Source organism: Klebsiella sp. HN106, assembly GCF_051209435.1.
GTDB lineage: Bacteria > Pseudomonadota > Gammaproteobacteria > Enterobacterales > Enterobacteriaceae > Klebsiella > Klebsiella oxytoca.
In genome coordinates this window covers 115,086-141,918 of sequence record NZ_JBLURD010000008.1, presented here as the reverse complement: position 1 = coordinate 141,918, position 26,833 = coordinate 115,086, and the positions used below count along the sequence as shown (strand labels likewise).

The window sequence follows — 26,833 nt, the reverse complement described above, 5'->3', positions numbered from 1 at the left end:
AAATGAATTTATTTGATGAGTGTAAAGAGGCCCTTGGTGCTGATTTCGAAGTGCTTGAAGGACAGAGAGAGAAGGATGCGCTTAATATTTTGTATAAGTTCCCATTTATTAATGGGAACTTATTGTGGGATGATTTTAACTATTCAGATTATGAAGATATAAATCATCTCATATCCGATTGTTATAATAAAAAACATGATGTGTTTGTTTTTGTGGATAACATTAACATTCCTGTTTTTAGAACTAACCTAGTATTGGTTGCTGAAAATATTTATGACGTTACAGCTTTATCTCCTAAGCTGTTCATTTTTAACAATGAATTGATATTACAACCTCTATTTCCAACAGACATAATTCGTCTGGGTATAAAAAATTAGAGATATATAAAATTCCGGCGTTAAAGCCGAGATTTTTTACTCGTCAGCCCTTGACTGGTTCTGTCACCAGTCGTCCCTGGTCCACGCTGACCGTGACCGGCGTGTCGGTACTGAATCCCGCCTCAGCCAGTTTCCCTTCAGGCGTAGGTTCAGGCGCAATTACAAATGGTATTGGTGCTGGGTTTGGTTATGGTATAGGCAAAGGCATTTCTTGGGGTACAAATGCATGGGCAAACTAGGTGGAAAGCAGGTTGGGATCCGAAGTTTAATCCTATTATGCTAAAGTATACTGAGATTAAAGGTGACTTTGGTATCTCAAAAGAAGTTACACCGAGTAACATTCCAGGCAGTTTTGGCGACATAGGAGCATCTTTCTCTTCAGAATATGGCGGGAAAAACTCGAACCAATCATTGAGAAGAAATTGAAATGAAATCCTTCAATGAGAAAATATTAAACCTGCTGATTCTATTTATCGCCTGTATTCTTGGGGGTATTGTTAGTTTCCTGTGTATAACTTTGTCTATAGACGTTTTAGTTTGAATGCTAACAGGAACTTTTGATTTGAAAAAAGCCGATATACTTAAAACCATTAAAATTGGTTGTGTGATTGGAATCTTCACTGGTGCGGTTTTTATTATTGCCAGACTATTCAAACTAAAAGGATTTTAGAGCAAAGATAGGATAAAAATTCATCCACAGAGTTGGGATTAGTGTGGAGAATAACCTGATGGGTAGGAACGAATGGAGCCAGGGTGAGAAAGCCAGAGAGCATGGTGCAGTTAACCCCTCTGGTGAAGCCTGGCAGCGAGGAATTGCTGAGAATAAAGCTTATGCAGGTACGTTGGCTTCAGCGGGGGCTAATCTACCTGCCGGGTGGAATGCAGGTTACTGGCGCGATGGGCGGAACAGCAAATGCTGGTATTCAGTATCTTATTAATGGAGAAGTTAATCCAACGGATGTGCTCATTGCGACGTATGTTGGAGCTTTTACCAGAAATACAGGATTAAAGGGAAGAAGGGTGAAAAGAACAGAAGGTGGCGCAGGCGGTGCAGCGCTGACACAGTTTACACAGCAGGAACGCTAACGCGAATCTGTGTTGCCTCTCCCCGTTATCCGGGGAGAGGCTGGCGAGGCCATTACGCCACGACCTCCATCTCCATCATCACCGGATGGAAGCGGCGCTTAAAGTAGATCAGTCCGTGGCCCTGCTGGCTCAGGGTTATATTCCTGATTTCTACCAGATAGACCAGGTGGCTGCCGATGGTCTGTACCTGGCTAATCTCGCCTTCGAGACTCGCCAGTGAGCCTTTTAGCACCGGCTGGCCGAGCTCGCCTTTTTGCCAGCAGCTGAGGCCGAAACGGTCGTCCATCGTCATCCCGGTCATGCCGGCGAAGTGGCGCGCCATCTCCTCTTGCTCGTGGTTCAGCACGTTGATGCATAGCTTGCCGTTGCCCTGAAACACCGGATTCATCGCGCTGTTAGCGTTGATGCAGACCATCACCGACGGCGGCGTATCAGTCACCGAACAGACCGCGGTGGCGGTGATACCGCAGCGGCCCGCCTCGCCTTCGGTGGTGATGACGTTAACGGCGGCCGACAGGCTGGCCATGGCATCGCGAAAACGCAGACGTTGTTCATCTAATTGCATTGTGACCTCCCGCTGCCGCTTACTTCAGCAGATTATCCAGCATGTTGATATCGGTATTGTTGTGCAGATGCGGCACCGTCCAGCCGTTCTGGTCGTACTCGGACAGGCAGCGATCCACCATCGCCATCATTTTGTCCATGTTGCCGGAGCTCTGCGCCTGACGCAGGCACTGCAGGCGAATTTCATCCTGGCTACCTGAGTAGTTGATTTCGTACAGTTCGTGACGACCACCAAACTCGCTGCCGATGGCGTCCCACATCAGTTTGAGGATCTTGATACGCTCGACGTGATCCATGCCGTTCGATCCGCGCACGTATTTCGCCAGATATTCGTTGATCTGCGGATTGTTGAGATCGCGGGCGCTGGACGGCAGATAGATCAGGCCGCTGGTGACGTTGCGTTCAATAATGTTTTTGATTTTGGCGTAGGCCATCGGCGCCATCACGCGATAGGTTTGCAGCGCGGCGTGATCCGGCAGATACGCGCCGTTAACCCACGGCGTGGCTTCGGCGCACATCGAGTCGCTCAGCGCCCAGAACATATTGCGCCAGGCTACCACTTCGCCGAGATCCGCCTGTACGCCGCGGAACTCCAGGGTGCCGGTGCACTCCAGCGAGCGCTTGAGCAGGGCGGTGATAAAGTCGAGCTTCACGGCCAGACGCACGCAGGCCTGCAGCGGATACATGCGGGCGAAACCGCCTTCCATCGTCCAGCGGCGGCAGCGATCGAAGTCGCGGTAGATCAGCACGTTTTCCCATGGGATCAGCACATTATCCATCACCAGGATCGCATCATTTTCGTCGAAGCGGCTGGAGAGCGGATAGTCGTACGGCGATCCGGTTGCTCCGGCGACCAGTTCATAGGAGGCGCGGGAGATAAGCTTAACGCCTTCGGCATCCATCGGCGCGACAAACATCAGCGCGAAGTCCGGGTTTTCGCCCATCACCTGCGCCGAGCCGAAGCCAATCATATTGTAGTGGGTCAGCGCCGAGTTGGTGGCCACCACTTTCGCGCCGCTGACGATGATCCCGGCATCGGTCTCTTTCTCCAGCTTGATATAGACGTCTTTCACTTCGTCGGCTGGCTTATGGCGGTCGATCGGCGGGTTGACGATGGCGTGGTTAAAGTAGAGGCCGGTTTCCTGGATGCGGGTGTACCAGTTACGGGCGTTCTGTTCAAACTGACCATAAAACGCCGGGTTTGCGCCGAGCGCGCAGCCGAATGCGGCTTTGTAGTCCGGGGTACGGCCCATCCAGCCGTAGCTCAGACGCGACCATTCAGCGATGGCGTCGCGCTGCTGGCGCAGATCGTCGGCGCTTTTCGCGACGCGGAAGAACTTGTGGGTATAGCCGCCGCTGCCGGTATCGGTGCCCCAGCACAGGGTATCCTGCAGCTCGGGTTTATGCAGCGCATCGTACATCTGGGCGACGGAGGCGGCGGCGTTGCGGAACGCCGGGTGGGTGGTCACGTCCTTAACGCGTTCGCCGTAGATATAGATTTCGCGGCCGTCCTGCAGGCTCTTCAGGTACTCTTCGCCAGTTAACGGGCGTTTAGCGTCTGCACGGAAATTTTCAGGTTTCATAGGTGACCTCTTCAGTATTAATCGGAATGCGATGTTAAATTTATGTTTTGTTTTTGTTGTTCAATTGAAGCGGTTAACGCGGCTTTCGTGAAGAGACTTTTAGGTCAATGGTCGGTACTTTTCAGGCGGGGTTGGGTTATGTGATCGGGGGTTGGTTTTTCTATTTTCCGGCCTGGCTCTCCGGTGAACCGACGACAAGCCACGGCGGGTTTTGAATTTGTAGCCCGGACAGATGCGCAGCATCGCCTCCGGGAAATTCAGCGACTCTACGCTCTGCTCCCGGGGGCGGCGCTTGACGCGCCTTGCCCGGGCTACCGCCTCTCAGACGGCTGCGAACTCGCCGCGCCGTCGCCGGAAAGATCTTACGACACCGGTACTTTCTGCGCCCGATAGGCACTCGGCGAGCAGCCGACTAAGCGGTTAAAAAAGCGGGCAAAATAGGCCGGATCTTTAAAGCCCAGCTGCCAGGCTATTTCGCTTACCGCGTTGTCGGAAAATAGCAGCAGCCGTTTGGCCTCGCGCAGCTGCCTGTCGAAAATCAGCCGCTTGGGCGGCCGGTTGGCGAAGCGGCGGCAGATATCGGTTAGCCTTGATTCGGTCAGATGCAGCTCGCTGGCGTAATCCGGCACCGTCCAGTGCTGGTGGTAGTGGCTATCGATCAACTGGTTAAACCGCTGGAACAGCTTGAGCTCGCCGCGTATTCCGCTGGCCGCATGATCGTCAAGTTTCGCGTTGCGCAGCAGCAGGGTGAACACCGCCTGCGCCAGCAGCGTCAGGGTATGTTCCCGCCCCGGCAGCTGCGACGTCGATTCCCGTTCAATCAGCCGCCAGTAATGCGCCAGCGCCGCCAACTCCTCGGGCTTATCGGCCAGCGACAGGCAGATGCCCGGCAGACCGAAAGCCTCCCGCGTGCCGGGATAGAGCACCTCCAGCAGCGGCCAGACCAGATCCTCGCGCACCGTCAGCACATGACCGTCGCTATCGGACTCGGTGATAAAAGCGTGCGGCACCGAGGGCGGCGTCAGGACAAACAGCGGCGCCTGCACCGAATAGCGATGATCGTCGAGCTGCAGCTCAATCTGCCCGGTATCGAGAAAGTGCATCTGAAAATACTGGTCGTGACGGTGCGCCTGCATATCGCGGCCAAAAAACTCCGCCATCCGGGCAAAGGATTGGTAATGTACCTCCTCCGTTCCCAGACTCTCATCGTACTCTTTATTAATATCGATATTGGCAACAGGACTCTGGCACATAGCGGCTCCTTACGGCGTCGCGCGCGGACGCGATCCTTTCATCGGAATCGCCCAGATAATGACTGCGCCAATGATCAGCAGGGCGGCGACGAACCACAAGCCGCTGCTGAAGCTGCCGGTAATATCCTTCAGCCAGCCGATCATAAAGGGGCTGAGCGCCGATCCGATATTGCCGGTCGCGTTGATCACCGCGATACCGATCGCTCTGGCGCGCAGACTGATCGACTGATCCGGCGTGGTCCAGAAAATGGCCATCGCGCTAAACGATCCGGTCGAAGCCATCACGATCCCGAGCAGCTGGATCAGGTTATGATCGGTCGCCGACGCCAGCAGCCAGCCTGCGGCGGCGAACAGGAACGGCAGGGCGGTGTGGTGCTTACGCTCCTGGTGCTTATCGGAGTGCCGGCTCCAGTAGATCATTCCCAGAATGGTACAAATCTGCGGGATCGCCGCCAGCAGGCCGATGGTGATATTGCTGCTGCTTTCGTTAAAGCTTTTGAGGATCTGCGGCGTCCAGATGCTGATCGCGCTGAGCGTATTGGTCAGGCAGAAGTAGGCCAGGGTGTACATCAGCACGATCGGCGTGAATACTTCCCGCCACAGGCTGCGCTGCTGCATGGCGTGATGGCTGATCGCCCCTTCCGGCTGGACCAGCGTCAGGCGGTCGTTGTCCATCATCTCCTGCAGGCATTTTTTATCTTCTGCGGTCAGCCATTTGGCCTTCGACGGCGAATCATCCAGCCAGAACCAGACCATAATACCGAGAAGCACCGACGGGAAGCCTTCCAGCAGGAACAGCCACTGCCAGCCGTGCAGGTTCAACAGGCCGTCCATCGACAAGATATAGCCTGAAACGATCGACCCCAGCGCGGTGGTTACCGGCATCGCGATCATAAACAGCGCGTTGGCACGGGCGCGGAAAAAGGCCGGGAACCAGTAGGTCAGATAGAGCAGAATGCCGGGCAGAAAACCGGCCTCGGTGATCCCCACCAGCATGCGCAGGATATAGAGACTATTCGGCCCGGTCGCGAACATGGTGGCGGTGGAGGCGATGCCCCACAGCACCATGATGGTGGCGATCCAGCGGCGGGCGCCGACGATGCTGAGCATCACGTTGCTCGGAATGCCGAAAATGACGTAGGTCGCGTAAAACAGGGTGGTGGCAAGGCCGAACATGGTGGCGTTAAGGCCCAGATCCTGCCCCATGGTCAGCCCGGCAAAGCCGATATTGATGCGATCTAAAAACGAAAAGATAAACAGCACGAACAAAAACACGATCAGGCGACGAAAGAGCTTGTTGATAACCGACTGCTGCTGCGCCGTCAGCTGCTTGTGCTGATTAGCCGGATCGAACTTTTCCGGGATGGCAGATGATGTATCGCTCATTATCATTTTCCTCTAATGGGAATTTTGTAGGGTACTGCGGGTTGCCGGGTGGCGCTGCGCCACCTGGCGTTAATAGACGCCTGACGAACCCTCGGCGGTTTTTTCTGCGCCAAACCGTGCCGCCAGCGCTTCCGCACCGCGGGCCAGCAGGGTGGTATCGACCCCGACGGCGACAAACAGCGCGCCGAGCTGCAGGTAACGCTTCGCCAGCTGTTCGTTGGCCATCAGGATCCCCGGCGCTTTGCCCGCTGCGCGAATTTGCCCGATGGCGTGCTCAATGGCGGCCTGTACTTCCGGGTGCTGCGGGTTGCCGCTGAAGCCCATGTCGGCGCTCAGATCCGCCGGGCCGATAAACACGCCGTCCACGCCCTCGACATCGAGGATCTGCGGCAGATTGTTGAGCGCTTCGCGAGTTTCGATTTGCACCAGCACGCACATCGCGTCGTTAGCCTGATGGAGATAATCCGGGACGCGGTTCCAGCGCGAGGCCCGGGCGAGGGCGCTGCCGACGCCGCGAATACCCGCGGGCGGATAGCGGGTGGCTTTCACCGCCAGCCGCGCTTCGTCGGCGTTCTGCACCATGGGTACCAGCAGGGTTTGCGCGCCGATATCCAGCAGCTGTTTAATCTGCACCGGGTCGTTCCACGAGGGGCGCACCACCGGCTGGCTGGGATAAGGGGCGATCGCCTGCAGCTGGGTCAGTATCGTCTGCACGCTGTTTGGCGCGTGCTCGCCGTCGATCAGCAGCCAGTCGAACCCGGCCCCGGCCAGCAGCTCAGCGCTGTAGCTGCTGGTCAGTCCCAGCCACAGGCCAATCTGCGGTCGACCCGCTTTTATGGCGTCTTTAAAGGCGTTATTCATCATATTCCTCCTAGACGAACCGGCAGCTAATCGCGCCCATGGTGCCGTAATCAACGTGGAAGGTGTCGCCTTTGCGCGCCGGTACCGGACGCGTAAAGGAGCCGCCGAGAATAATCTGCCCGGCTTCCAGCTGGACGTCGTAAGGCGCCAGCTTGTTCGCCAGCCAGGCCACGCCGTTGGCCGGGTGATTCAGCACCCCTGCGGCGACGCCGGTCTCTTCAATCACGCCGTTGCGATAGAGCAGGGCGGAGATCCAGCGCAGATCCAGCTCGTCGGGTTTAATCGGACGGCCGCCGAGGATCACCCCGGCGTTGGCGGCGTTATCGGAGATGGTGTCGAAGACTTTGCGCGGGCGCTGGGTTTCCGGGTCGATGTTGTGGCAGCGGGCGTCAATCAGCTCCAGCGCCGGGATCACGTAGTCGGTGGCGTTGTAGACGTCGAACAGGGTGCAGTTGGGGCCGCGCAGCGGTTTGGCCAGCACGAAAGCCAGCTCGACTTCGATACGCGGGACGATAAAGCGGTCGGTAGGAATATCGCCGCCGTCGTGGAAAAACATATCGTCCAGCAGCGCGCCGTAGTCCGGTTCGCTGATTTGCGAACTGGCCTGCATCGCTTTCGAGGTCAGGCCGATTTTATGCCCTTTCAGCACGCGGCCTTCGGCGATCTTCATATTTACCCATTCGCGCTGTACCGCGTAGGCGTCTTCGATGGTGATCGTCGGGTGATCCAGCGAAATAGCGCGGATCTGTTCACGCTGTTTTTCCGCCTGGTTCAGCCGCTGGGCGATCAGGGTATGGGTATGTTTATCGAGCATAGTTGCTTCCTGTTACGTCATTCGGTGCTGCTGCGCCGGGTGGCGACGCGGAGGCGTCTTAGCCGGCCTGGGGTTTGTGGCAGTATTTGTTTACACCCTCTCCCACCGGGAGAGGGGCGGGTCGCACCTATTTAAACAACGCGTGTACGTTGTTCTGCTTGTAGTTCAGCGTCGGGTGCAGTTCATCGAGCTCAAACGACAGCGCCAGATAGCGGCTCTCCATCAGCGCGGCAAAATGGGCTTTGATCAGCCTGAACAGCATATCGCCCACGTCCTGACGGCTCTCCAGGCTGCGTCCGGTACCAATCTTTAGCGTCATATGCACGAAGGCGTAGTCATGCTGGCCATCGGCCATCTGCCAGGTATCCAGCCAGATGGCGCGACTGCGAATGCCGCCGATAGGAAAGATGCCGGTTGCCGCCAGCGCGGCGTTCACTTTGCTGAACAGACCCGGTAAATCAGCCTGCTCACGGATGTTGTTGGTACATTCAGCGATAAAATGCGGCATTCTGCGTACTCCTTACGCCGTTTCCGGCAGCGGGAAGACGGCGTTGACCTGACCGGTGCCGGAGCTGGCAAAGAGTTCGGTAATAAACTCTACTTTGCCGTCGTATTTGTCCCAGCCCAGCAGGCCCAGCAGCATCACCGTGTCGTGCATATTGCCTTCACCGAAGCAGTAGTCGGCGTACTCCGGCAGCATGGTGCAGAACTCTTTGAATTTGCCTTCGCGCCAGAGCTTCACGACCCGTTCGTCCATCTGGTGATCGAACTCGCGGGTATAGCTGTTCATTCCCTCTTCGGCGCGCTGGTCGTCGATAAAACGGTGCGACAGCGAGCCGCTGGCAAAGACCGCCACGGTGCCGTTATATTTCTCAATCGCTTTAAGAATGGCTTCGCCCAGCTTGCGGCTATCGGCAAAATCATGGACGGTACAGAACGCCGAGATAGAGACCACTTTGAAATGCTTATCGCTGTTCATGTAGCGCATCGGCACCAGGGTGCCGTACTCCAGCTTCAGGCTTGGAATGTTGTGCGCTTTGGCACGGACCCCGAGTTTGACCGCTTCGTCGGCAATCAGGTGGCCGAGCTCCGGATTACCGTCATAGTCATAGGTCATGTCGCGAATAAAATGCGGCAGCTCGTTGCTGGTGTAGACGCCCTGGAAATGGTCGGCACAGTTGATGTGGTAGGCGCTGTTGACCAGCCAGTGGGTATCAAAGACGATGATGGTATCCACACCCAGCTCGCGACACCGCTTGCCGATTTCTTTATGCCCATCGATGGCTCCCTGGCGGCAGCCGTGGTTTTTACCCGGCAGTTCAGAGAGATACATCGACGGTACGTGAGTAATTTTTGCTGCTAACGCTAACTTTCCCATATCAGACTCCCCATTTTGGGATCGGATGGTCGCCCATCGAGATGCAGACGTTTTTCATTTCAGCGAACACTTCAAAGCTGTATTCGCCGCCTTCGCGGCCGGTACCGGAGGCCTTCACGCCGCCGAACGGCTGACGCAGGTCGCGGACGTTCTGGGTGTTGACGAACACCATTCCGGCTTCGATGCCGCGCGCCAGGCGCAGCACTTTGCTGACGTCCTGGGTCCAGATATAAGAGGCGAGGCCGTACTCCACATCGTTGGCCAGGCGCAGACCTTCCGCCTCGTCTTTAAACGGCAGCAGACAGGCTACCGGGCCAAAAATCTCTTCCTGCGCCACGCGCATGCGGTTATCGACGTCCGCCAGCACCGTTGGCCGCAGGAAGTTGCCGTTTCTCAGATGGGCAGGCAGATCGGCGGGCTTATCCGCGCCGCCGGCCAGCAGGGTCGCTCCTTCTTCAATGCCGAGGCGGATATAGCCGGAGACTTTCTCCCAGTGCTGCTGGCTAATCAGCGCGCCCACCTGAGTGTTCGGGTCGGTAGGGTCGCCGACGCGCAGGCGATTCGCGCGTTCGGCAAAGCGTTTAACGAACTCGGGGTAGATGCTCTGCTGAATGAAGATGCGCGAGCCGGCGGTGCAGCGTTCGCCGTTGATCGAGAAAATGGTGAACAGCGCGGCGTCGAGAGCGCGCTCAATATCGGCGTCTTCGAAAATCAACACCGGCGATTTGCCGCCCAGCTCCATGGAGTACTTTTTCAGCCCGGCGTTTTTCATGATGTTGCGCCCGGTGGCGGTACCGCCGGTAAACGATACCGCGCGTACGTCATGGTGGCGTACCAGCGCATCGCCCGCCGTCGCGCCATAGCCCTGAACCACGTTCAGCACCCCCGCTGGAATGCCCGCTTCCAGCGCCAGTTCGCCAAGACGGTCAGCGGTTAGCGGCGACAGTTCGGACATTTTCAGCACCGCGGTATTCCCCAAGGCCAGGCACGGCGCCACCTTCCAGGTCGCGGTCATAAACGGCACGTTCCACGGCGACACCAGCGCGCAGACGCCGACCGGCTGCACGAGGGTGTAGTTGAGCATCTTGTCATCAACCGGATAGGTCTTACCGTTCATTTGCTGGCACACCTCGGCAAAGAACTCGAAGTTGTGCGAAGCGCGCGGGATCAGCACGTTTTTGGTCTGGTGGATCGGCAGGCCGGTGTCGGCGGTCTCCATGGCGGCGATCTCCGGGACGTTCTGGTCGATCAGATCGCCCAGCCGGCGCATCAGACGCGCGCGCTCTTTCATCGGCAGATTGGCCCATTTCGGAAACGCCTCTTTTGCCGCCGCCACCGCCTGATTCACCTCGTCAGCCCCGCCGGAGGCGACCTCCGCCAGCACTTCGCCGGTGGCCGGGTTAGTGGTATGGAAATACTCCGCGGCGGCGACGTTTTTGCCGTTGATCCAGTGGTTAATTTTTTTCATGACAGCTTCTCCTCATATGCCTGCTGGCTAATGATGTGGTTGACCAGACGGCCGACGCCTTCCACTTCGACGATCACTTCATCGCCCGGCACCACGTCCGACAGCCCCTTCGGCGTGCCGGTGGCGATCATGTCGCCCGGCTGCAGGGTCATAAATTCGCTGAGGTAAGCGATCAGGAACGGAATGCTGAAGATCAGATCGGCGGTAGTGCCCTGCTGGCGCAGCTCGCCGTTGACCCAGGTGCACAGCGCCAGGTTGTGCGGATCGGGGATCGCCTCTTTGCTGACGATCCACGGGCCTATCGGCGTCAGGGTGTCGCGGCTTTTGACCCGCAGGTTGGGGCGATAGTAGTTTTCCAGGTAGTCGCGGATGGCGTAGTCGTTGCAGACGGTGTACCCGGCTACGTACTCCATGGCGTCGGCTTCGGCGACCTTACGCGCGGTTTTGCCGATCACCACCACCAGTTCAGCCTCGTAGTGCATGTACTCGACGTTATCCGGGCGCACCGACTCTTGCCTATGGCCGATAAAGGTGTTGGGCGCTTTGATAAACACCAGCGGTTCGGTTGGCGGCGTAAACGCCAGCTCGCTGGCGTGATCGGCGTAGTTCAGGCCCAGCGCGAACAGGGTGCCGTCGGCGGGCGGCAGCCAACGAAACTCGCCTTCCTTAAGCAGACTGCCGTTGGCGAGCTGGACCTGACCACGTTCATTCACCTGGACATCGTGCCGCTGTCCCTGCCACTCAATACGTGCTTGCCTCATGCCAGCTCTCCTTCATCAATCACCGGGTTTTCCAGCGCCGGGAAGCCCTCGGCGAGAATACGTACGCGATCGCCGGGGCGCAGCGTAACGCGGGAGTGGGGCGTACCGATCAGAATCGCATCGCCGGGATTGAGGGTGGCGAATTCGCTCAGGGCGCTCAGCAGCTCGGCGGCGGAGCGCTGGAGATCGGCGGTAGTCCAGCTGTCCGCCTCGCGACCGTTGATTTCGGTGATGATGGTCAGGTTATCGACATCGCTGAGCGGCGCGAGTGCGCCAAGCGGACAGAAGCCGTCGCGGCATTTGGCTTTGATGGCCGGACGATAGAAGCTCTCTTCCGGCAGGCTGACGTCGTTCGCCAGCGCGTACCCGGCGATATAAGCCGCGGCGTCTTCTGCAGCGACTTTGCGCGCGGTTTTACCGACGATCAGCGCCACGGTGGCGCCACTCTGCACGGTTTCGCCTTGCGGGTAGGGAATGCTCTCGCCATCGCCGATAACGGTGTTGCGCGGTTTGATAAACCAGACCGCGGTCTTCGGCGGCGTTTTATAGGGGGCCTGTTGAAACGCTTCGCGCCAGGCGTCGAGCTGGCTGCGGTGGTTAAGCGCCACGGCGAAGATGGTACCTTTCATTTACCACTCCTCTGCTACGGATTTGGGAAGTCAGTTAATTCATTAATATGTTAATGATCATCTTTTATGCTTTGCGGGAATGTTTGGCAAACAGAAGTGAATGTTTTGTGATCGGATTAACAATAAATTTACAGATTTGTATTTTAATTATTATTAATCAATTAGATAACAAAAGCAGTTGTACCATCTGGTACTTTTCAGAGGCAGAAACCGGTTGCCTTCGGAGGGAATTAGCGCTAATTATTAACTTATTAACAGATTGGGGATTTACTTCAGAGGTATGTGATGCATGATTCGTTAACTATCGCGCTGCTGCAGGCGCGGGAAGCGGCGATGGCCCACTTTCGGCCCATCGTTAAACGCCACAATCTGACCGAGCAGCAGTGGCGTATCGTGCGTATCCTCGCCGAACATCCGTCGATGGATTTTCACGATCTGGCCTTTCGCGCCTGTATTTTACGTCCGAGCCTGACCGGCATCCTGACCCGTATGGAACGCGACGGCCTGGTGCTGCGTTTAAAACCGGTAAATGACCAGCGCAAGCTCTACGTTTCGCTGACGCCGGCGGGTTCGACGCTTTATGAAAGCGCCCAGGCCCAGGTGGAAGAGGCCTATCGTCAGATCGAAGCCCAATTTACCGTCGAAAAAATGCGTCAGCTTACCGCGCTGCTGGAGGAGTTTATCGCCCTGGGGAATGGAGCGCAGGGAGAGGAATAATACATTGTCCGCGCGAAAAACATCCCGGAGGCGGTGCTGGCGCACCTGTCCGGGCTACGGGTTCACAGCACGGTAGCCCGGACAGGCGCAGCGCGCCGCCTCCGGGAGAAAGCGTCCTTCAGAACAAGGTATCGAGCTCTTCCAGCACGTTATACTGCTCGTCCACCAGCAGCAGGGTTTTCCATTTATCAAACGTCAGGCACGGATGCGAGGTACCGAACACCAGAATATCGCCGACCTGCACGTCGCTGCCGGGCGCGAGGCGCAGCATACAGTGCTGGTCCATAATCCCCACGCTCTCGATCCCCTCCGCGGATAGCTGCGCGCCGTTGCGATAGCGGGCCACAGGCTGCGGCAGGCCGGCGTCAAAGGCGCAGTCGCGCTTGCCGAAGTTCACCACCGCGCGATCGGCTTCTGGCACCGACTGGACCATCGCCATCAGCTCCAGCGCTGAGGTTAAATCACCGCCCAGATCGCAGGCGATCGGATCGCGGGCCACCAGTGCTTTCTGCGCGATATCGTAGATCCCGCGGTCGTGGGTGATATAGCACCCGGGGCGGATAACGATTCGGCAGCGCGCCGGTTTCTTCGCCGCCAGCCAGATATTGCACACCACGTCGTACCAGACGGTACCGGCTCCGGTCAGCACAAACTCCCCCTCAACCAGATGTTCCATCCGGCAGGCCAAACCGGCGGCCTGGCGCAGCAGAGCCTCCACCTGCGGCTGCGGATCGTCGCCGTGTAACACCCCTTCATACAGTTCGAGACCGCGCAGCCTGAGGCCCGGAAGTTCCGCCGCAGCCTGCGCCAGCGCCAGCGCATCCTCAACGCTGCGGCAGCCGCAGCGCCCACCGGCCACGCCCAGTTCAATCAGCACGTCCAGCGTTTGCCGCCGTTCGTCGAAGAAAGTCGACAGCGCGCGGGCGTTGGCAAGGCTATCGATGCAGCAGATAAACTCCGCCGTACGGTAATGCGCTTTCAGGCGCGATACCGCCTGCATATTCGCCCTGCCGACCAGCTGATTGACCATCAGGACGCGCTCAACGCCGCTGGCCATCGCCGCGCTGGCCTGCCAGGCGCTGCCGACGCCGATTCCCCATGCGCCCGCCCGCTGCTGCGCCTGAAAAATCCACGGCGTCATCGTTGTTTTACCGTGCGGGGCCAGCGAGACGCCGCGCGCGTCGGCGTAACGCTGCATCCAGGCGATGTTATTTTCCAGCGCCGTTTTTTTCAGCAGCGCGGCCGGAAGGCAAACCTCCTCCGCCAGCAGATTGGCCGGTGCGGACATTATGGCGGCTTTGTGCGGAATAAGCGTATCGAAATGGTATTTCATAACACTATCCTTTTAGGGTTTAAGATCGGATTAAAGCTAAGTATCAAATTTAATTAATTGAAATATATAGAATATATAATTTGTTTATGTCGTTTGTGAATAAAAGTATCACAATTTGATCTGGTTTTTGCGTAGTTTTCCACTGTTTTTCCGCCTTGTAAATGGTTTACTTGTCGGCAGAGTTGAAAGGGAGTAATTGCGATGAAAGTTAACTGGCTTTTCAAAAACGTCACGGTCATTGACGGCAGCGGCGGACCACAGTTTCGCGGCGACGTGGCGGTGAAGGGCGATCGAATTGTGGATATGGCCCCGGCGCTGAACCTGGCGGCGGAGCAGGTGATTGACGGGCAGGGGCGCGTGCTGGCTCCCGGATTTATCGATGTGCATACCCATGATGATATCAACGTCATCCGTATGCCGGAGTATTTACCGAAGCTGAGCCAGGGGGTGACGACGGTGATTGTCGGCAACTGCGGGATCAGCGCGGCGACGGCGACCATGCGCGACGGCGTACCGGACCCGATGAATCTTCTGGGTGAGGCGGAGCACTTTGTTTATCCCACTGTTGACGCTTATGCCCACGCGGTGGCGGCGGCGAAGCCGTCATTAAACGTCGGCACGCTGATTGGCCATACCGCGCTGCGTAATAACCATATGGACGATCTGTTCCGCCCGGCGACGGAGATCGAGATTGCCGGAATGCGGGTGCAGCTGCGCGACGCGCTGCGTCAGGGCGCGCTGGGGCTGAGTAGCGGGCTGGCCTACGCCAGCGCGTTTCAGTCCACCACTGAAGAAGTGATGGCGCTGGCCGAGGAGCTGGCGGCAGAAGGGGGAATTTATACCACCCACCTGCGTTCGGAGTTCGAACCGATTCTGGAGGCGCTCGACGAGGCGTTCCGCATTGGCCGCCACGGTAACGTACCGGTGGTGGTATCGCACCATAAGTGCGCCGGCGCGAAAAACTGGGGTCGCACGAAGGAGACGCTGGCTTTCTTCGATGAGATGCGCCAGCGCCAGGAGATCGCCTGTGACTGCTACCCCTATTCTGCCAGCTCGTCGACGCTGGATATGAAGCAGGTCACCGATGAGTTCGATATCGTCATTACCTGGTCGGAGGCGCAGCCCGAGCAGGCCGGAAAAACCCTGCAGCAGATTGCTGACGGCTGGCAGGTTAGCCTGCACGAGGCGGCGGCGCGGCTGATGCCTGCAGGCGCCATCTACTACAACATGGACGAGCAGGACGTGCGGCGGGTACTGCGTTATCCGGTGACCATGATCGGCTCAGACGGTCTGCCGAACGACCCGATGCCGCACCCGCGGCTATGGGGCGCGTTTCCGCGGGTCCTGGGCCACTACTGCCGAGATGAACGGCTGTTTCCGCTGACCACCGCTATCCACAAAATGACCGGTCTGTCGGCGGCGCGTTTCCAGCTGGCAGAGCGTGGGCTGGTGAAAGTGGGCTATTTTGCCGATCTGGTGCTGTTTGATCCGCAGACGGTGCGCGATGTCGCCAGCTTCTCCGACCCGAAACAACCGGCGGACGGTATCGAGGCGGTGATGGTTAACGGCGTGATGAGCTACGGCAGCGATAAAAAGATTACCGGGCGCGCAGGGCGTTTCCTGCGCCGCCGAATGAACTAAGGAGAGAAAAATGAGCATTAAACGTTATGGCGTTGAGGGCGGTACCGGGACCGGTGGGCAGCATCTGCCGTTCGCGCGCGCGGTGGAGGCGGGGGGCTGGCTGTACGTTTCCGGCCAGACGCCGATGAAGGAGGGTGAAGTGGTGGAAGGGGGCATCGTTGACCAGGCGCGTCTGGCGATTCAGAACTGTGTGGATATCATGACCGAAGCGGGCTACACCCTGGCCGACGTGGTGCACGTCAAGGTGATCCTCACCGATGCGCGCTATTTTCAGTCTTTCAATAAAGTATTCCGCGAGTTCTTTGGCGACAATCCGCCTGCCCGTATCTGCTGCGTAGCGGACCTGGTAGTGGATTGTAAAGTTGAAGTGGATGTGACCTGTTATAACGCGGCTCGCGTATAAAAATTTATTAACCAGAAATATAAACAGGATTTTTGAGCGCTGAATTCATTCAGCGCTTCGTAGCCTTTTACCTTTTACCTACTCAACTGGCAGGATGTGAATTATGAATAGTCATATCTTTTTAGTCGGCTTTATTATTTACGCGCTGGCCATGATTTGGCTTGGCTGGTACGTGTCGCGTAATCAAAAAAGCGGAGAAGATTTTTTACTCGGTGGCCGTTCCTTACCGCTGTTTCTGACCCTGGGCTCTACCGTGGCGACCATGGTGGGCACCGGTTCAAGCATGGGCGCTGTTGGCTTCGGCTACAGCAACGGCTGGGCCGGGATGCTGTACGGCGTGGGCGGGGCCATCGGTATTTTGCTGGTGGCCTGGCTGTTCGCCCCGGTGCGCAAGCTGCGCTTTATGACCATGAGCGAAGAGCTCTCTTATTATACCGGCGGTAGTCATTTAATTAAAAATATCGTCGGCATAATGATATTTGTGGCCTCTATTGGCTGGCTGGGGGCGCATATTCTTGGCGGCAGCATGTATTTATCCTGGGCGACGGGAATAAATCTGACGCTAGCGAAAATTATTATCGCTCTGGCCTTTGCGATTTACGTCATCATCGGCGGTTATTCTGCGGTGGTGTGGACGGATACCATTCAGGCATTAATTCTGTTTTTCGGTTTTATCCTGATGGCGATTCTGGCGGTGGTTCACGTCGGGGGATGGGATGCCATCGTCCAGGCGATGGATCCCAAGGCGATGAGCCTGTTTGCGGTCGATAAACTGGGGGTCATTCCGGCGCTATCGCTGGCGATGGTCATCGGCGTCGGCGTGCTGGCGACCCCTTCCTATCGCCAGCGTATTTACTCGGGGAAAGATGTCTCTTCGGTGCGCCGCTCGTTTGTCTATACCGGCGTGCTGTATCTGTTTTTCTCGGTGCTGCCGGCGATTATCGGCATGGCGGCATGGACCATGAACCCCAATCTCGAGAACAGTAATTACGCCTTCCTGTTCGCCACCAGCTTCTTACCGGCCATCCTCGGGCTGGTGGTGCTGATTGCCGGGCTTTCGGCCACCATGTCCTCGGCCAGTTCTGACGCGATAGCCGCCGTGGCCATCATGATGCGTGATGTTTATACCCTCATCACCGGGAAAATGCCCCCGGCGGATAAAGCGATAACGCTCTCCCGCTGGATGCTGGCGTTCGTTATCGGCCTGGCGATGATCTTCGCCCTGACCTCGAACGATATCATCAGCTATATCACCAAAATGATCTCCATGCTGATGTCCGGTCTGTTCGTCTGTTCGATTCTCGGCCGCTTCTGGCTGCGCTTCAACTGGCAGGGCGCGTTTACCGCGCTGCTGAGCGGCATGCTGGTTTCTCTTGTGGTTCTGATGAAAGCCGACTGGCTGGCTTACTGGGGGAACCCGTGCATTCCGTCGGTCGTCGGCAGCTTTGTTTTCGCGATTTTTGTCACCCTCTTGACGCCAGCCAGCAAAGTTAGCCGTGAGCAGGCGCTGGAAATGATCACGCAGGAGCGTGAAGGGCAGGCGATGCCGGCGAAGACGACGGTGCAGGTCTCAGGAGAAGCACAATGAAGGACTATATTGCCGTCGACTGGGGCTCTACCCAGCTGCGCGGCTGGCTGATTCGTAATGGCCAGTGCGTCGAAACAAAGCAGCTGCCGCTGGGTATCACCCGCCTGAACGGACGAGCGCCTGCCGACGTATTCGCGGAGCATTTGGCCCCCTGGCGCGGCGCGGAGGCGCTGCCGGTGCTGATGGCCGGGATGATCGGCAGCGATGCGGGCTGGCAAGCGGTGCCGTATCTGGACTGTCCGGCAGCGATCGACGCGCCAGGGCAGCAGCTATGCGCCGTTGCTGAAGGCGTGTGGATTATTCCCGGCCTCAAGATTGAACAGGACGGGGATTTCAACGTGATGCGCGGCGAAGAGACGCAGCTGCTGGGGGCCTGGCAGCTGGCGCCGGCGGAGTGTTACGTGCTGCCGGGCACCCACTGCAAATGGGTACAGGTGGCGAACGGCGCGGTGCGTCATTTTGCCACGGCGATGACCGGTGAACTGCATCATCTGCTGATGACGCAATCGCTGATCGGCAAAGGGCTGCCGGTCCAGCAGCCGGACGAGACGGCGTTTGAACGGGGGCTGGAAAAAGGACTGGCGCAGCCGTCGCTGATTAGCGAACTGTTTGTCGCCAGGGCCGCCCGGGTGCTGGGAGGCCTGGCCGCGACCTCGGTCAGCGACTATCTCTCCGGGCTGCTGATTGGCGCGGAAGTGGCGACCCTGGGGCAGCGTTACCGTACCTCTGGCGTCACGCTGGTTGGCGACCCGGCGCTGAATGCCCGCTACAGTCGGGCGATGAAGGCGCGCGGAATGACGGTTAACAGCTGCAGCGGCGATGAGGCGCTGCTGAGCGGCATGGCGAGGATAATGCATGGACAAGATTAAACTGGTGGCGATTTTACGCGGTATTCGCCCCGCTGAGGCAGCGGAGCATATTGAGACGCTGATAGAGGCAGGATTTCGCTATATCGAAATTCCGCTCAATTCGCCGGACTGGCAGCAGAGTATTCCGCAGATGGTCGCGCGCTTTGGCGAGCAGGCGGTGATTGGCGCGGGAACGGTACTTAAGGTGGAACAGGTCGATTTTCTGGCCGATGCCGGAGCGAAGCTTATCGTGACGCCGAATACTGAGCCGACGACGATCCGCCGGGCGGTGGCGCGCGGAATGCGGGTTTGCGCCGGGTGCGCCACCGCGACCGAGGCGTTTAACGCGCTGGATGCCGGGGCGCAGTGGTTGAAAATTTTCCCGTCTTCCACTTTTGGCCCGGACTACATTCGGGCGCTGAAAGCGGTGCTGCCGTCGGAGGTGCCGGTGCTGGCGGTCGGCGGCGTGACGCCGGAGAATCTGGCAAGCTGGGTTGAGGCCGGGTGCGCCGGCGCTGGCCTGGGAAGCGATCTGTATCGCGCCGGGCAGGCCGTGGAACGTACCCGTCAGCAGGCGGAGAGGTTTATCGCCGCCGCCCGCTGCGGTTAATCGCCCAGCGGCTGGCGATCGACGCCGCCGCGGTGGCTGTCGAGCGCCAGCTTAATCCGGCGCAGTCTGCCTTTTGCCTGAGTTTTATTGGCCATCGCCAGTTCGGTGGCCAGCACGTCAACCATCGCCAGCATCGCATAGCGTGAAGTGCTGGGCTTGAAAATGTAGTCGTTTTCGCGCACCAGCAGCGGCAGCACCAGATCCGCCTGCTCCGCCAGCGGCGTTCCGGCGGGGGTGATGGCAATGACCTTTGCGCCGTACTGCCTGGCAATCGCCGCGCTCTCGATGATTTCCTGGGTATAGCCGCCCAACGACAGCACGATAACCACATCCTTTGGCGTCACCGCCGAGCTCATCATGCGCACCAGCAGACCGTCGTTCTGGCTGACAACCGGGAGGCCGAGGCGAAACAGGCGATACTGGATCTCCTGAGCGCAGATGGTAGAGCCGCCGCCCATCCCGAGCGCCAGGATCTGCCGCGCGTCGCTCAGCCAGCTCACCGCACGCTTCAGCGCTTCAATGTCCAGCGCCCGGCGGTTGGTTTCCAGCACGCCGATGATCGACTCGTAGATCCCCTGTACGCCCTCAAGGTCCGGGACATCGAGGATAAATCGCTGTCCGACCGCCAGAGATTGCGCGAGCCTCATCTTCAGCTCGCGGACGTCTTTACAGCCGAGCGCCCGGGCAAAGCGGGTAACGGAGGCCTGGCTGGTGTGGGTCAGACGCGCCATCTCCGCGATGGGCAGCTCCGCCGCCGCCGCGACATCATCGAGAATGAACTGCGCGATGCGCTTTTCGGTCGCCGTGAGTTCCACAAAGCGATCGGTTATGCAGGAAATGATATCGATTGACCAGGACATACGGGTATCAACAGGTAAGTTATCAATGATACTTTGTACCATATTCCGCCGCTGAAATCAGCGCCGGAGGCTACAGCGTTAGGCGCATGGCGCAGCGCGTCTCCGGCGGCAGACCGTGTTCCGTTTCCAGCTCCCTTTTTGCCGCCAGTCCCTCCGGTAGTCTTCGCTCACTTAACATTGAAAACCCCAGTCGCGTGTAAAACGGTGCGTTCCAGGGCACATCGCGGAAGGTGGTGAGCGTGACCGCCGGATAAGCCGCCTGGCGGGCTGTCTCAATGACCTGCTCCAGCATCATGCGGCCAATGCCTCGCCCCTGCCATGCCTGATGAACGGCGATCTCGACGATAAACAGCGCATCATCCAGCGGTTCGCTCAGCAGGAAGCCTATCGGTTGGTCATCGGCCACGGCCAGCAGGCTGTGGTCAGTTTCAAGGAACAGCCGGTGGCGCTCGGGGCTTATCACTTCGCTTTCCGCCAGCCAGGCCAGCGCCGGAATCTGGCGAAAAGCCTGGGCCGCCGAGCGCTCAATGGCGGGCAGAAGAGGGATGTCTCTCTCCTCAGTCAGGCGTAACGTCGCGGCGGCGGTTATAGTGTTAGTTTTCATCACCTCAGCATAGCAGCCTCCGGGAGAAATGTATGGAGCTTACCGCCGTTTCCGCCACTCAGTTTAGCGTCGCGCAGCTGACGACGATCCTTTGCGACTGTTTCGAAGATTACCTGGTTCCCGTCACGCTGTCGGTAGAGGTTTTTGTCCAGCGTTTTAGCGCCGAAGGGCTGAGCCTGCTGGATTCCTGCGTCTGGCTGGATGGTGATGTCCCTGCGGCGATGGCCGTTGTCGCCCGGCGCGGCGATGAAGCCAGGCTGGCGGCATTTGCGATGCGACCCGCGTATCGCGGAAAGGGCGTCGGACGCCGGCTGATGGGGTCGCTGCTGGATGCATTGCGCGAGCAGGGCGTACGGCGGATGTGGCTGGAGGTTATTCGCGATAACCACGCGGCGGTAGCGCTGTATCACTCGCTGGGCTTCGAGGTGCGGCACGGGCTGTGCGGCTATCTGAGCGCGCAGACCGCGAGCGAGGAGTCATCCGTATTGCAGGAGTATGACGTGCTGGCGCTGACGCGCAGGGCCGGCGCCGAGCTTAATGGCCAGCTGCCGTGGCTGATGGACCCGCTCACCTTCAGCACCCTGCCGTGCCGGGCGCTGAGCCTCCATCAGCAGGCTTTCGCCGTGCTGGCGACCTTATCCAGCAGGCCGCAGCTGCAGTTTTTATGGGTCGAGCCCGCCGCACGCGGGCGCGGGCTAGGGCGGGAAATGCTGATGGCGCTTGCCCGACAGTTTCCAGGGCTCGGGACCTCGGTGACCATCCCGGAACGCTTTACGCCCCTGTTCCAGACCGCCGGCTATACGCCTGGGGTATTAAAACAGTATGAAATGAGCGCAACGCTGAGCGCCCTGCCATCAGCAGGGCGTTAAGATTCAGCCGTTACGCGGGTCGCTAATCGGCTGACGGACCAGGAAGATATAGGCCAGCGCGCCGAGGGCGGTGACGCAGCCGCAGATCACCAGCGCCAGCTGGAATGAGTGGGTGGTATCGACAATAAACCCGGTCACTACCGGCGCGAAGGAGGCGCAGATAAAGCTGGCGAAGTTCTGGATGCTGCCGACGGACGCGGTCATTCTTGATGCCACCGCGACGTGAATCAATCCCCAGCAGGAAGTACCGGCAAAGTGGATGCAGAACAGCGCCATGCCAATTAACAGCACTGCAGCGATAGAGGTGGTGGCATGCGGCACGATCAGCGTAAACGCGGCGGAGCAGAACATCCCGGCAATAATACAAATTTTACGGCTTTTGATCGGCGCCATGCCGCCTTTAACCAGCCAGTCGGTAACGTAACCGTTGATGAGCATACCGGCGGCGCCGAACAGAAAAGGAATGGCGGCCATAAACCCGGTACTTTTCAGATCGAGGTTATACGCCGTTTGCAGGTAGCCCGGCAGCCAGGCCAGATACAGCCAGGCGGTATAGTTGATGCCGCTGAAGCCCAGCATCATTCCCCACATGGTTTTGTTTTTAAACAGGCTGCGCCATTCGGCAAAGCTCAGCGGGTCGCGGCGAACGTTGACGCTTCCGGCATTAAGGTAGGCCTGCTCATCGGCGGTGAGGGGGATGTCCTCCCGGTTGCGATAGAGCATATACCAGCCGATAGCGACGAAGATCCCCAGCACGCCGATGGTAATGAACATCCAGCGCCAGCCCATCATCAGCATCATGGCGGCAAGGATCGGCGGGCTGATCGCGACGCCAATCGTCGAGGCGGCGTTAAAGAAGCCCATCGGGCGGCCGCGCTCTTTAATATTAAACCAGTCGTTGATCACCTTGACGCCGCACGGGTTCATCGGCGCTTCGCCGATCCCCATGCCGATACGCACCAGCACGAACTGGGTAAAGCTATGTACCATCCCGGAGACCGCCTGGAACAGCGACCAGAAAAACATGCCCAGCCCCAGCATGATGCGCGGGCCTTTACGGTCCAGCAGCGGCCCGCAGGGGAGCTGGGCGATGCCGTAGGCCAACGAGAAAACGGACAGCAATGCGCCGATTTCGGTGGCGCTGAGCCCCAGCTCTTCGCGAATCGTTAAGTTCGCGACGGACAATGAACTTCTGTCGAGGTAGTTAATCATCGCCGCCAGAAATAACAGGATCATTGCCGTTGTCTGAATTTTTTTAATGCGCGCGCTGCGCGTTAACGTATTATTTAACGGAACGCTGACAGTCTCCGCCTTTCCTTTATCAAAGGTTGTCTGCGGGTCGATAGTTATATTTCGTGATTCCACGCCTGACTCCTGGTTATTCTATTTGAACGACAAGTGACATCGAATGGTTTAAACCCACCCACCTATTTCACAGTAAAGTAAGTCGACTTGTTTTCAGCATAAATAACCTTTTTTCTGGCACTGGATTATGTTTTGAGAACTGTGCTGCTGATAATCATTTTCTGTTTTTAATCGGTACTTAATGAGCCAGGGATTCGCTCTGCCTGAGCGAGTTAATCATCGATTGCTTCGCCGAGTTCAGGTGGTTACGCAGCGCCAGATTGGCGTCCAGATCGCTGCGGCAGATAAGCGCGCTCAGGATGGTCATATGTTCATCAATGGCGATGATATTACGCTGTTTAAGGTCACTCTCATCCCACTGATAGTGAAAGTGGAAAATCACGGAAATAATCTCAAGCGATTGATTGAAAAATATATTCTCAGCCGCGGACAGGAGCAGCGAGTGAAAGTCGCGATCGAGCTGGGAAAACATACGAAAGCTGTCGCCGATGCTGTCACGCAGTGCGCGATGGCGCTCAAGCAGGGTTTTCGCCTGCAGCCAGCGGGCGTCGTTGTCCGGGAGATTGAGAAAATGCTGAAGCGCGTGGGTTTCCAGCATTTCCCGCAGCTCGAACAGCTGCTCAGCCCAGGATTGCTCAAATTTCTTCATGTTCCACTGGCCGCGCTTTTCGCTTTCAATCAGGTTGTAGCGGCTGAATTTCAACAGAAATTCCCTCACTACGACCGGACTGACGCCGGCAGCACGCGCCAGCTGCAGCTCGGAAAACATCTCTCCGGCGCGCAGCTGGCGCTGGTTAATCATGGTGAAAAACGCCTGCTCAAAGAGACGGTTCTGCTCGGCCAGCGAGGCGCTGGAGCCATCGAAGCCGTCCTGCATCTCCGGCTGGCGAAGGATCTGATAATCCCGAGCGTTCTGACGCAATACGCCCCGCTCGCACAGATGGCTGAGGATATGGCGCACGGTGGTGCGGCTGATGTTGTACATCTCCGCCAGCGCGCTTTGTGAGGGCAGCGGCGACGGAAGAAAGCCGCGCGCCATATCGTTAATGACCTGGTTAATGACGTTGTGACGAAGGTTTTGCGAGCGGCTCATTATACATCTCCATTTTTTTAGCTATTAAAGCCGGATTTAAAACAGTTTTGTGCGTGAGATTTCACAATTTTTGCAATGAATTTATTCTCACCTCTGTTTTTCATCGATATCTAAGCCAACAAATACGGAGGCAATTATTATGACGTCGATGAATACATTAGTTTGTCAGGAACCTAAAATATTGCGCTGGGAAAAACGCCAGATTCCCATTCCCGGTGATGATGAAGTGCTCATTAAAATAAAAACGGTGGGGATTTGTGGTACGGATATTCACGCCTGGGGAGGGAATCAACCTTTTTTTAGTTATCCACGCGTGCTCGGACATGAAATATGCGGCGAGATTATCGGTCTCGGTAAAAATATTCTTAACTTGAAAAGCGGACAGCAGGTAGTCGTCATACCTTACGTTGCCTGCCGTCAGTGTCCGGCCTGTTTGAGCGGCAGGACTAATTGCTGCGAGAAAATTTCGGTGATCGGCGTGCATCGGGACGGCGGGTTTAGCGAGTACCTCTGCGTGCCGGTAAAAAATCTGCTGGTGGTGGATGACGTCGAGCCGGAAGCCGCAGCGCTGATTGAGCCTTTCGCCATCAGCGCCCACGCGGTGCGTCGCGCCGCTATCCAGCCGGGAGAGCAGGTGCTGGTGGTCGGCGCGGGACCCATTGGTCTCGGGGCGGCGGCTATCGCTAAAGCCGACGGGGCGCAGGTGGTAGTGGCGGATACCAGCCCGGCGCGGCGCGACCATGTGGCGCAGCACCTTGGTCTGGCCACGCTCGACCCTTCTGACCCGCAATTCACCGAACAGCTGTGTGACATGTTTGGTGGTTCGCTGGCGCAGAAGGTGATCGACGCCACGGGGAATCAGCAGGCGATGAACAACACGGTAAATTTAATCCGCCACGGCGGCAGCATCATTTTTGTTGGCCTGTTTAAAGGTGAACTGCAGTTCCCGGACCCGGAGTTTCATAAGAAAGAGACCACCATGATGGGCAGCCGTAATGCGACGGAAGAGGATTTCGCCAAAGTCGGACGTCTAATGGCTGAGGGGAAAGTGACCGCCAGAATGATGCTGACCCACCGTTACGATTTCAGGTCGCTGGCCGAGATTTACGAAAGCGAAGTGATTAACAATCGCCAGCTTATTAAAGGCGTCATTCATTTTTAGCAGGAAAGGCTATGAAATCGTTAAACAGACAAGATTTTCCCGGGCCGCACTACCCGACGCGCGTGATTCAGTTCGGCGAGGGCAACTTCCTGCGGGCGTTTATCGACTGGCAGCTGGATCGGCTGAATGAGCAAACCGATCTGGCGGCAGGGGTGACCATTATTCGCCCGATCAACACCGAGTTTCCGCCGTCGCTCAATACCCAGGATGGACTTTACACCACGGTGATCCGCGGGCTGGACGAACGTGGCGAGGCGGTGAGCGAAGCGCGGATTATTCGCTCCGTTAATAACGAGATCAACCCCTGGCAGGATTTTGCTGGCTATCTGGCGCTGGCTCGTAATCCGGCGATTGAGTTCGTATTTTCAAATACCACTGAAGCGGGTATTAGCTATCATGCCGGGGACGGGCCTGACGATAAGCCGCCGGTCAGCTTTCCGGCGAAGCTGACCCAGCTGCTGCTCGAACGTTTCCGCCATTTCAACGGCGCAGCGGATAAGGGGTGGACGATTATCCCCTGTGAGCTGATCGACTACAACGGCGAAGCGCTGAAGGCGCTGGTGCTACGCTACGCCGATGAGTGGCAACTGCCCGCGGCTTTTCGCGTCTGGGTTGAGACCGCCAATACATTTTGTTCAACGCTGGTTGACCGTATCGTCACCGGCTATCCGCGCGAGGAAGCGGCAAAGCTGGAGGCGGAACTGGGCTACCATGATGCTTTCCTGGATACCGCCGAATACTATTGGTTATTCGTCATCCAGGGATCGCAGGTGCTGGCGGAGACGCTGCGGCTAGATCGCTACCCGCTCAATATCCGTATCGTAGAGGATATCCGGCCCTACAAAGAGCGCAAGGTTGCCATTCTTAACGGCGCGCATACCGCGCTGGTGCCGGTGGCGTGGCTGTGCGGTGTCGATACTGTTGGCGAAGCGATGCATGATCAGGCCATACGCCATTATGTGCAGCAAACTATCGACGAGGAGATTATCCCGGCGCTGGATTTACCCGCCGATGAGCTACGGCAGTTTGCCGATGCCGTGACCGGGCGCTTTCTTAATCCCTGGATTCGCCATCAGCTGCTCTCCATCGCCCTGAACGGCATGACTAAGTTTCGTACCCGGATCCTGCCGCAGCTGCTGACGAATATTCGCCGGCACGGCGCGATCCCGCCGCGGCTAACGTTTGCCCTGGCGGCGCTCATCGCCTTCTATCGCGGCCAGCGCGAGGGACAGACCTATCCGCTGCAGGATGATGACGTCTGGCTAACCCGTTTTGCCGAAGGATGGGCGCAGGTGGCGCGCGGCCGCCCGCTGCATGAACTGGTCACGGAAGTCCTGCAGGATGCAGCGCACTGGGGTGAAGATCTGACGACCGTTCCGGGGCTTGCCGATCAGGTTACGCGGTATCTGGAAATGATTTTGAGCGCGGGGATGCGGGAGGCCCTGAGGCGGCTGTAGTCGGTTTGTTGTGCGGCGTCCGCGGATTTGGGCGCCGTTTTTTTTGTGCTCTGAACCGCAAAAAATAAATTAAGCGCCAATGGTTGGCGGATTTCCCGCATCATAAGCCCCTGTAAGGTGAAG

Annotated in this window: 27 protein-coding genes; 11 read left to right on the top strand and 16 right to left on the bottom strand. The window is 57.7% G+C overall.

The window, feature by feature from the left end; genetic code table 11:
• The first annotated feature begins 2 nt into the window (after positions 1-2).
• Positions 3-377, top strand: coding sequence for a CDI toxin immunity protein (locus ACSIPU_RS19235; RefSeq protein WP_004108566.1), 375 nt, complete (start codon positions 3-5; stop codon positions 375-377).
• Positions 378-1,148: 771 nt separating this feature from the next.
• Positions 1,149-1,463: a hypothetical protein gene (locus ACSIPU_RS19230; RefSeq protein WP_224258571.1), complete on the top strand. Its 315-nt coding sequence runs from the start codon at positions 1,149-1,151 to the stop codon at positions 1,461-1,463.
• A gap of 52 nt (positions 1,464-1,515) precedes the next feature.
• Here ACSIPU_RS19230 and ACSIPU_RS19225 read toward each other — a convergent pair whose 3' ends face one another.
• The 11 genes from ACSIPU_RS19225 to ACSIPU_RS19175 form a co-directional block, all read right to left on the bottom strand.
• Positions 1,516-2,028 (bottom strand): 4-hydroxyphenylacetate 3-monooxygenase reductase subunit, encoded by a 513-nt coding sequence (locus ACSIPU_RS19225; RefSeq protein WP_004110317.1) that lies wholly within the window; start codon positions 2,026-2,028, stop codon positions 1,516-1,518.
• Positions 2,029-2,047: 19 nt separating this feature from the next.
• The gene (gene hpaB, locus ACSIPU_RS19220) at positions 2,048-3,610 is read right to left on the bottom strand and encodes a 4-hydroxyphenylacetate 3-monooxygenase, oxygenase component (RefSeq protein WP_196558145.1); all 1,563 of its coding nucleotides are present in this window, start codon (positions 3,608-3,610) and stop codon (positions 2,048-2,050) included.
• Positions 3,611-3,972: 362 nt separating this feature from the next.
• Positions 3,973-4,863 (bottom strand): 4-hydroxyphenylacetate catabolism regulatory protein HpaA, encoded by an 891-nt coding sequence (gene hpaA / locus ACSIPU_RS19215; protein ID WP_004108556.1) that lies wholly within the window; start codon positions 4,861-4,863, stop codon positions 3,973-3,975.
• A 9-nt stretch (positions 4,864-4,872) separates the two neighbouring features.
• Entirely contained in the window at positions 4,873-6,249 is a 1,377-nt protein-coding gene (gene hpaX / locus ACSIPU_RS19210; protein ID WP_004108554.1) for a 4-hydroxyphenylacetate permease, read from the bottom strand.
• 69 nt (positions 6,250-6,318) lie between these two features.
• Complete coding sequence (hpaI, locus tag ACSIPU_RS19205; RefSeq protein ID WP_016809283.1) at positions 6,319-7,110, bottom strand: 4-hydroxy-2-oxoheptanedioate aldolase; 792 nt, start codon at positions 7,108-7,110, stop codon at positions 6,319-6,321.
• 10 nt (positions 7,111-7,120) lie between these two features.
• Positions 7,121-7,924 carry a 2-oxo-hept-4-ene-1,7-dioate hydratase gene (gene hpaH / locus ACSIPU_RS19200; protein ID WP_004108551.1) on the bottom strand — a complete coding sequence of 268 codons (804 nt, stop codon included), beginning with the start codon at positions 7,922-7,924 and terminating at the stop codon, positions 7,121-7,123.
• A 127-nt stretch (positions 7,925-8,051) separates the two neighbouring features.
• On the bottom strand, positions 8,052-8,432 hold the full coding sequence (locus ACSIPU_RS19195) for a 5-carboxymethyl-2-hydroxymuconate Delta-isomerase (protein WP_004108550.1): 381 nt from the start codon (positions 8,430-8,432) through the stop codon (positions 8,052-8,054).
• A 12-nt stretch (positions 8,433-8,444) separates the two neighbouring features.
• A complete protein-coding gene (gene hpaD, locus ACSIPU_RS19190) occupies positions 8,445-9,302 on the bottom strand; it encodes a 3,4-dihydroxyphenylacetate 2,3-dioxygenase (RefSeq protein WP_004108548.1) in 858 nt (285 codons plus the stop codon).
• Position 9,303: 1 nt separating this feature from the next.
• Positions 9,304-10,770 carry a 5-carboxymethyl-2-hydroxymuconate semialdehyde dehydrogenase gene (gene hpaE / locus ACSIPU_RS19185; protein WP_004108546.1) on the bottom strand — a complete coding sequence of 489 codons (1,467 nt, stop codon included), beginning with the start codon at positions 10,768-10,770 and terminating at the stop codon, positions 9,304-9,306.
• Positions 10,767-11,531: a fumarylacetoacetate hydrolase family protein gene (locus ACSIPU_RS19180; RefSeq protein ID WP_004108544.1), complete on the bottom strand. Its 765-nt coding sequence runs from the start codon at positions 11,529-11,531 to the stop codon at positions 10,767-10,769. The genes hpaE and ACSIPU_RS19180 overlap by 4 nt, the downstream gene beginning before the upstream one ends.
• Complete coding sequence (locus tag ACSIPU_RS19175; protein ID WP_004108542.1) at positions 11,528-12,160, bottom strand: fumarylacetoacetate hydrolase family protein; 633 nt, start codon at positions 12,158-12,160, stop codon at positions 11,528-11,530. The genes ACSIPU_RS19180 and ACSIPU_RS19175 overlap by 4 nt, the downstream gene beginning before the upstream one ends.
• Positions 12,161-12,445: 285 nt before the next feature.
• Here ACSIPU_RS19175 and hpaR point away from each other — a divergent pair, with 285 nt between their 5' ends.
• Entirely contained in the window at positions 12,446-12,877 is a 432-nt protein-coding gene (hpaR, locus tag ACSIPU_RS19170; protein ID WP_004108539.1) for a homoprotocatechuate degradation operon regulator HpaR, read from the top strand.
• Between the two features lie 118 nt (positions 12,878-12,995).
• Here hpaR and ACSIPU_RS19165 read toward each other — a convergent pair whose 3' ends face one another.
• Positions 12,996-14,210 carry an amino acid deaminase gene (locus ACSIPU_RS19165; RefSeq protein WP_196558146.1) on the bottom strand — a complete coding sequence of 405 codons (1,215 nt, stop codon included), beginning with the start codon at positions 14,208-14,210 and terminating at the stop codon, positions 12,996-12,998.
• 201 nt (positions 14,211-14,411) lie between these two features.
• Between ACSIPU_RS19165 and ACSIPU_RS19160 the strand changes: the two genes are divergently transcribed.
• From ACSIPU_RS19160 to ACSIPU_RS19140, 5 genes are all read left to right on the top strand, one after another.
• The gene (locus ACSIPU_RS19160; protein ID WP_004108536.1) at positions 14,412-15,851 is read left to right on the top strand and encodes an N-acyl-D-amino-acid deacylase family protein; all 1,440 of its coding nucleotides are present in this window, start codon (positions 14,412-14,414) and stop codon (positions 15,849-15,851) included.
• A gap of 10 nt (positions 15,852-15,861) precedes the next feature.
• Positions 15,862-16,254 carry a RidA family protein gene (locus ACSIPU_RS19155; RefSeq protein ID WP_004108533.1) on the top strand — a complete coding sequence of 131 codons (393 nt, stop codon included), beginning with the start codon at positions 15,862-15,864 and terminating at the stop codon, positions 16,252-16,254.
• Positions 16,255-16,357: 103 nt separating this feature from the next.
• Positions 16,358-17,842, top strand: a complete 1,485-nt coding sequence (locus tag ACSIPU_RS19150) for a sodium:solute symporter family protein (protein WP_004108532.1) — start codon at positions 16,358-16,360, stop codon at positions 17,840-17,842.
• Entirely contained in the window at positions 17,839-18,711 is an 873-nt protein-coding gene (locus ACSIPU_RS19145; protein ID WP_004108530.1) for a 2-dehydro-3-deoxygalactonokinase, read from the top strand. Before ACSIPU_RS19150 ends, ACSIPU_RS19145 begins: the two co-directional genes overlap by 4 nt.
• Positions 18,698-19,300, top strand: coding sequence for a 2-dehydro-3-deoxy-6-phosphogalactonate aldolase (locus ACSIPU_RS19140; protein ID WP_004108528.1), 603 nt, complete (start codon positions 18,698-18,700; stop codon positions 19,298-19,300). Before ACSIPU_RS19145 ends, ACSIPU_RS19140 begins: the two co-directional genes overlap by 14 nt.
• Here ACSIPU_RS19140 and ACSIPU_RS19135 read toward each other — a convergent pair.
• Both ACSIPU_RS19135 and ACSIPU_RS19130 read right to left on the bottom strand, forming a co-directional pair.
• Positions 19,297-20,160 carry a MurR/RpiR family transcriptional regulator gene (locus tag ACSIPU_RS19135; protein WP_026055990.1) on the bottom strand — a complete coding sequence of 288 codons (864 nt, stop codon included), beginning with the start codon at positions 20,158-20,160 and terminating at the stop codon, positions 19,297-19,299. The two genes, ACSIPU_RS19140 and ACSIPU_RS19135, sit on opposite strands and share 4 nt — an antisense overlap.
• Before the next feature lie 70 nt (positions 20,161-20,230).
• Positions 20,231-20,764 (bottom strand): GNAT family N-acetyltransferase, encoded by a 534-nt coding sequence (locus ACSIPU_RS19130; protein WP_004108524.1) that lies wholly within the window; start codon positions 20,762-20,764, stop codon positions 20,231-20,233.
• 32 nt (positions 20,765-20,796) lie between these two features.
• On the opposite strand from ACSIPU_RS19130, the gene ACSIPU_RS19125 reads away from it, so the two are divergent.
• A complete protein-coding gene (locus ACSIPU_RS19125; protein WP_004108522.1) occupies positions 20,797-21,633 on the top strand; it encodes a GNAT family N-acetyltransferase in 837 nt (278 codons plus the stop codon).
• A gap of 3 nt (positions 21,634-21,636) precedes the next feature.
• Here ACSIPU_RS19125 and ACSIPU_RS19120 read toward each other — a convergent pair whose 3' ends face one another.
• Together ACSIPU_RS19120 and ACSIPU_RS19115 are read right to left on the bottom strand one after the other, a co-directional pair.
• Positions 21,637-22,998 carry an MFS transporter gene (locus tag ACSIPU_RS19120; RefSeq protein WP_049095281.1) on the bottom strand — a complete coding sequence of 454 codons (1,362 nt, stop codon included), beginning with the start codon at positions 22,996-22,998 and terminating at the stop codon, positions 21,637-21,639.
• A gap of 178 nt (positions 22,999-23,176) precedes the next feature.
• Complete coding sequence (locus ACSIPU_RS19115; RefSeq protein WP_004108518.1) at positions 23,177-24,091, bottom strand: GntR family transcriptional regulator; 915 nt, start codon at positions 24,089-24,091, stop codon at positions 23,177-23,179.
• 139 nt (positions 24,092-24,230) lie between these two features.
• Here ACSIPU_RS19115 and ACSIPU_RS19110 point away from each other — a divergent pair, with 139 nt between their 5' ends.
• Both ACSIPU_RS19110 and ACSIPU_RS19105 read left to right on the top strand, forming a co-directional pair.
• On the top strand, positions 24,231-25,253 hold the full coding sequence (locus ACSIPU_RS19110; RefSeq protein ID WP_004110354.1) for a zinc-binding alcohol dehydrogenase family protein: 1,023 nt from the start codon (positions 24,231-24,233) through the stop codon (positions 25,251-25,253).
• A gap of 11 nt (positions 25,254-25,264) precedes the next feature.
• Positions 25,265-26,710 (top strand): tagaturonate reductase, encoded by a 1,446-nt coding sequence (locus ACSIPU_RS19105; RefSeq protein ID WP_196551482.1) that lies wholly within the window; start codon positions 25,265-25,267, stop codon positions 26,708-26,710.
• The last annotated feature ends 123 nt before the right edge of the window (positions 26,711-26,833 follow it).

Coding starts and splice junctions, on each gene's coding strand:
- ACSIPU_RS19235 (WP_004108566.1), top strand. CDS start 3: ATGAATTTATTTGATGAGTGTAAAGAGGCCCTTGGTGCTGATTTCGAA.
- ACSIPU_RS19230 (WP_224258571.1), top strand. CDS start 1,149: ATGGTGCAGTTAACCCCTCTGGTGAAGCCTGGCAGCGAGGAATTGCTG.
- ACSIPU_RS19225 (WP_004110317.1), bottom strand. CDS start 2,028: ATGCAATTAGATGAACAACGTCTGCGTTTTCGCGATGCCATGGCCAGC.
- hpaB (WP_196558145.1), bottom strand. CDS start 3,610: ATGAAACCTGAAAATTTCCGTGCAGACGCTAAACGCCCGTTAACTGGC.
- hpaA (WP_004108556.1), bottom strand. CDS start 4,863: ATGTGCCAGAGTCCTGTTGCCAATATCGATATTAATAAAGAGTACGAT.
- hpaX (WP_004108554.1), bottom strand. CDS start 6,249: ATGAGCGATACATCATCTGCCATCCCGGAAAAGTTCGATCCGGCTAAT.
- hpaI (WP_016809283.1), bottom strand. CDS start 7,110: ATGAATAACGCCTTTAAAGACGCCATAAAAGCGGGTCGACCGCAGATT.
- hpaH (WP_004108551.1), bottom strand. CDS start 7,924: ATGCTCGATAAACATACCCATACCCTGATCGCCCAGCGGCTGAACCAG.
- ACSIPU_RS19195 (WP_004108550.1), bottom strand. CDS start 8,432: ATGCCGCATTTTATCGCTGAATGTACCAACAACATCCGTGAGCAGGCT.
- hpaD (WP_004108548.1), bottom strand. CDS start 9,302: ATGGGAAAGTTAGCGTTAGCAGCAAAAATTACTCACGTACCGTCGATG.
- hpaE (WP_004108546.1), bottom strand. CDS start 10,770: ATGAAAAAAATTAACCACTGGATCAACGGCAAAAACGTCGCCGCCGCG.
- ACSIPU_RS19180 (WP_004108544.1), bottom strand. CDS start 11,531: ATGAGGCAAGCACGTATTGAGTGGCAGGGACAGCGGCACGATGTCCAG.
- ACSIPU_RS19175 (WP_004108542.1), bottom strand. CDS start 12,160: ATGAAAGGTACCATCTTCGCCGTGGCGCTTAACCACCGCAGCCAGCTC.
- hpaR (WP_004108539.1), top strand. CDS start 12,446: ATGCATGATTCGTTAACTATCGCGCTGCTGCAGGCGCGGGAAGCGGCG.
- ACSIPU_RS19165 (WP_196558146.1), bottom strand. CDS start 14,210: ATGAAATACCATTTCGATACGCTTATTCCGCACAAAGCCGCCATAATG.
- ACSIPU_RS19160 (WP_004108536.1), top strand. CDS start 14,412: ATGAAAGTTAACTGGCTTTTCAAAAACGTCACGGTCATTGACGGCAGC.
- ACSIPU_RS19155 (WP_004108533.1), top strand. CDS start 15,862: ATGAGCATTAAACGTTATGGCGTTGAGGGCGGTACCGGGACCGGTGGG.
- ACSIPU_RS19150 (WP_004108532.1), top strand. CDS start 16,358: ATGAATAGTCATATCTTTTTAGTCGGCTTTATTATTTACGCGCTGGCC.
- ACSIPU_RS19145 (WP_004108530.1), top strand. CDS start 17,839: ATGAAGGACTATATTGCCGTCGACTGGGGCTCTACCCAGCTGCGCGGC.
- ACSIPU_RS19140 (WP_004108528.1), top strand. CDS start 18,698: ATGGACAAGATTAAACTGGTGGCGATTTTACGCGGTATTCGCCCCGCT.
- ACSIPU_RS19135 (WP_026055990.1), bottom strand. CDS start 20,160: ATGTCCTGGTCAATCGATATCATTTCCTGCATAACCGATCGCTTTGTG.
- ACSIPU_RS19130 (WP_004108524.1), bottom strand. CDS start 20,764: ATGAAAACTAACACTATAACCGCCGCCGCGACGTTACGCCTGACTGAG.
- ACSIPU_RS19125 (WP_004108522.1), top strand. CDS start 20,797: ATGGAGCTTACCGCCGTTTCCGCCACTCAGTTTAGCGTCGCGCAGCTG.
- ACSIPU_RS19115 (WP_004108518.1), bottom strand. CDS start 24,091: ATGAGCCGCTCGCAAAACCTTCGTCACAACGTCATTAACCAGGTCATT.
- ACSIPU_RS19110 (WP_004110354.1), top strand. CDS start 24,231: ATGACGTCGATGAATACATTAGTTTGTCAGGAACCTAAAATATTGCGC.
- ACSIPU_RS19105 (WP_196551482.1), top strand. CDS start 25,265: ATGAAATCGTTAAACAGACAAGATTTTCCCGGGCCGCACTACCCGACG.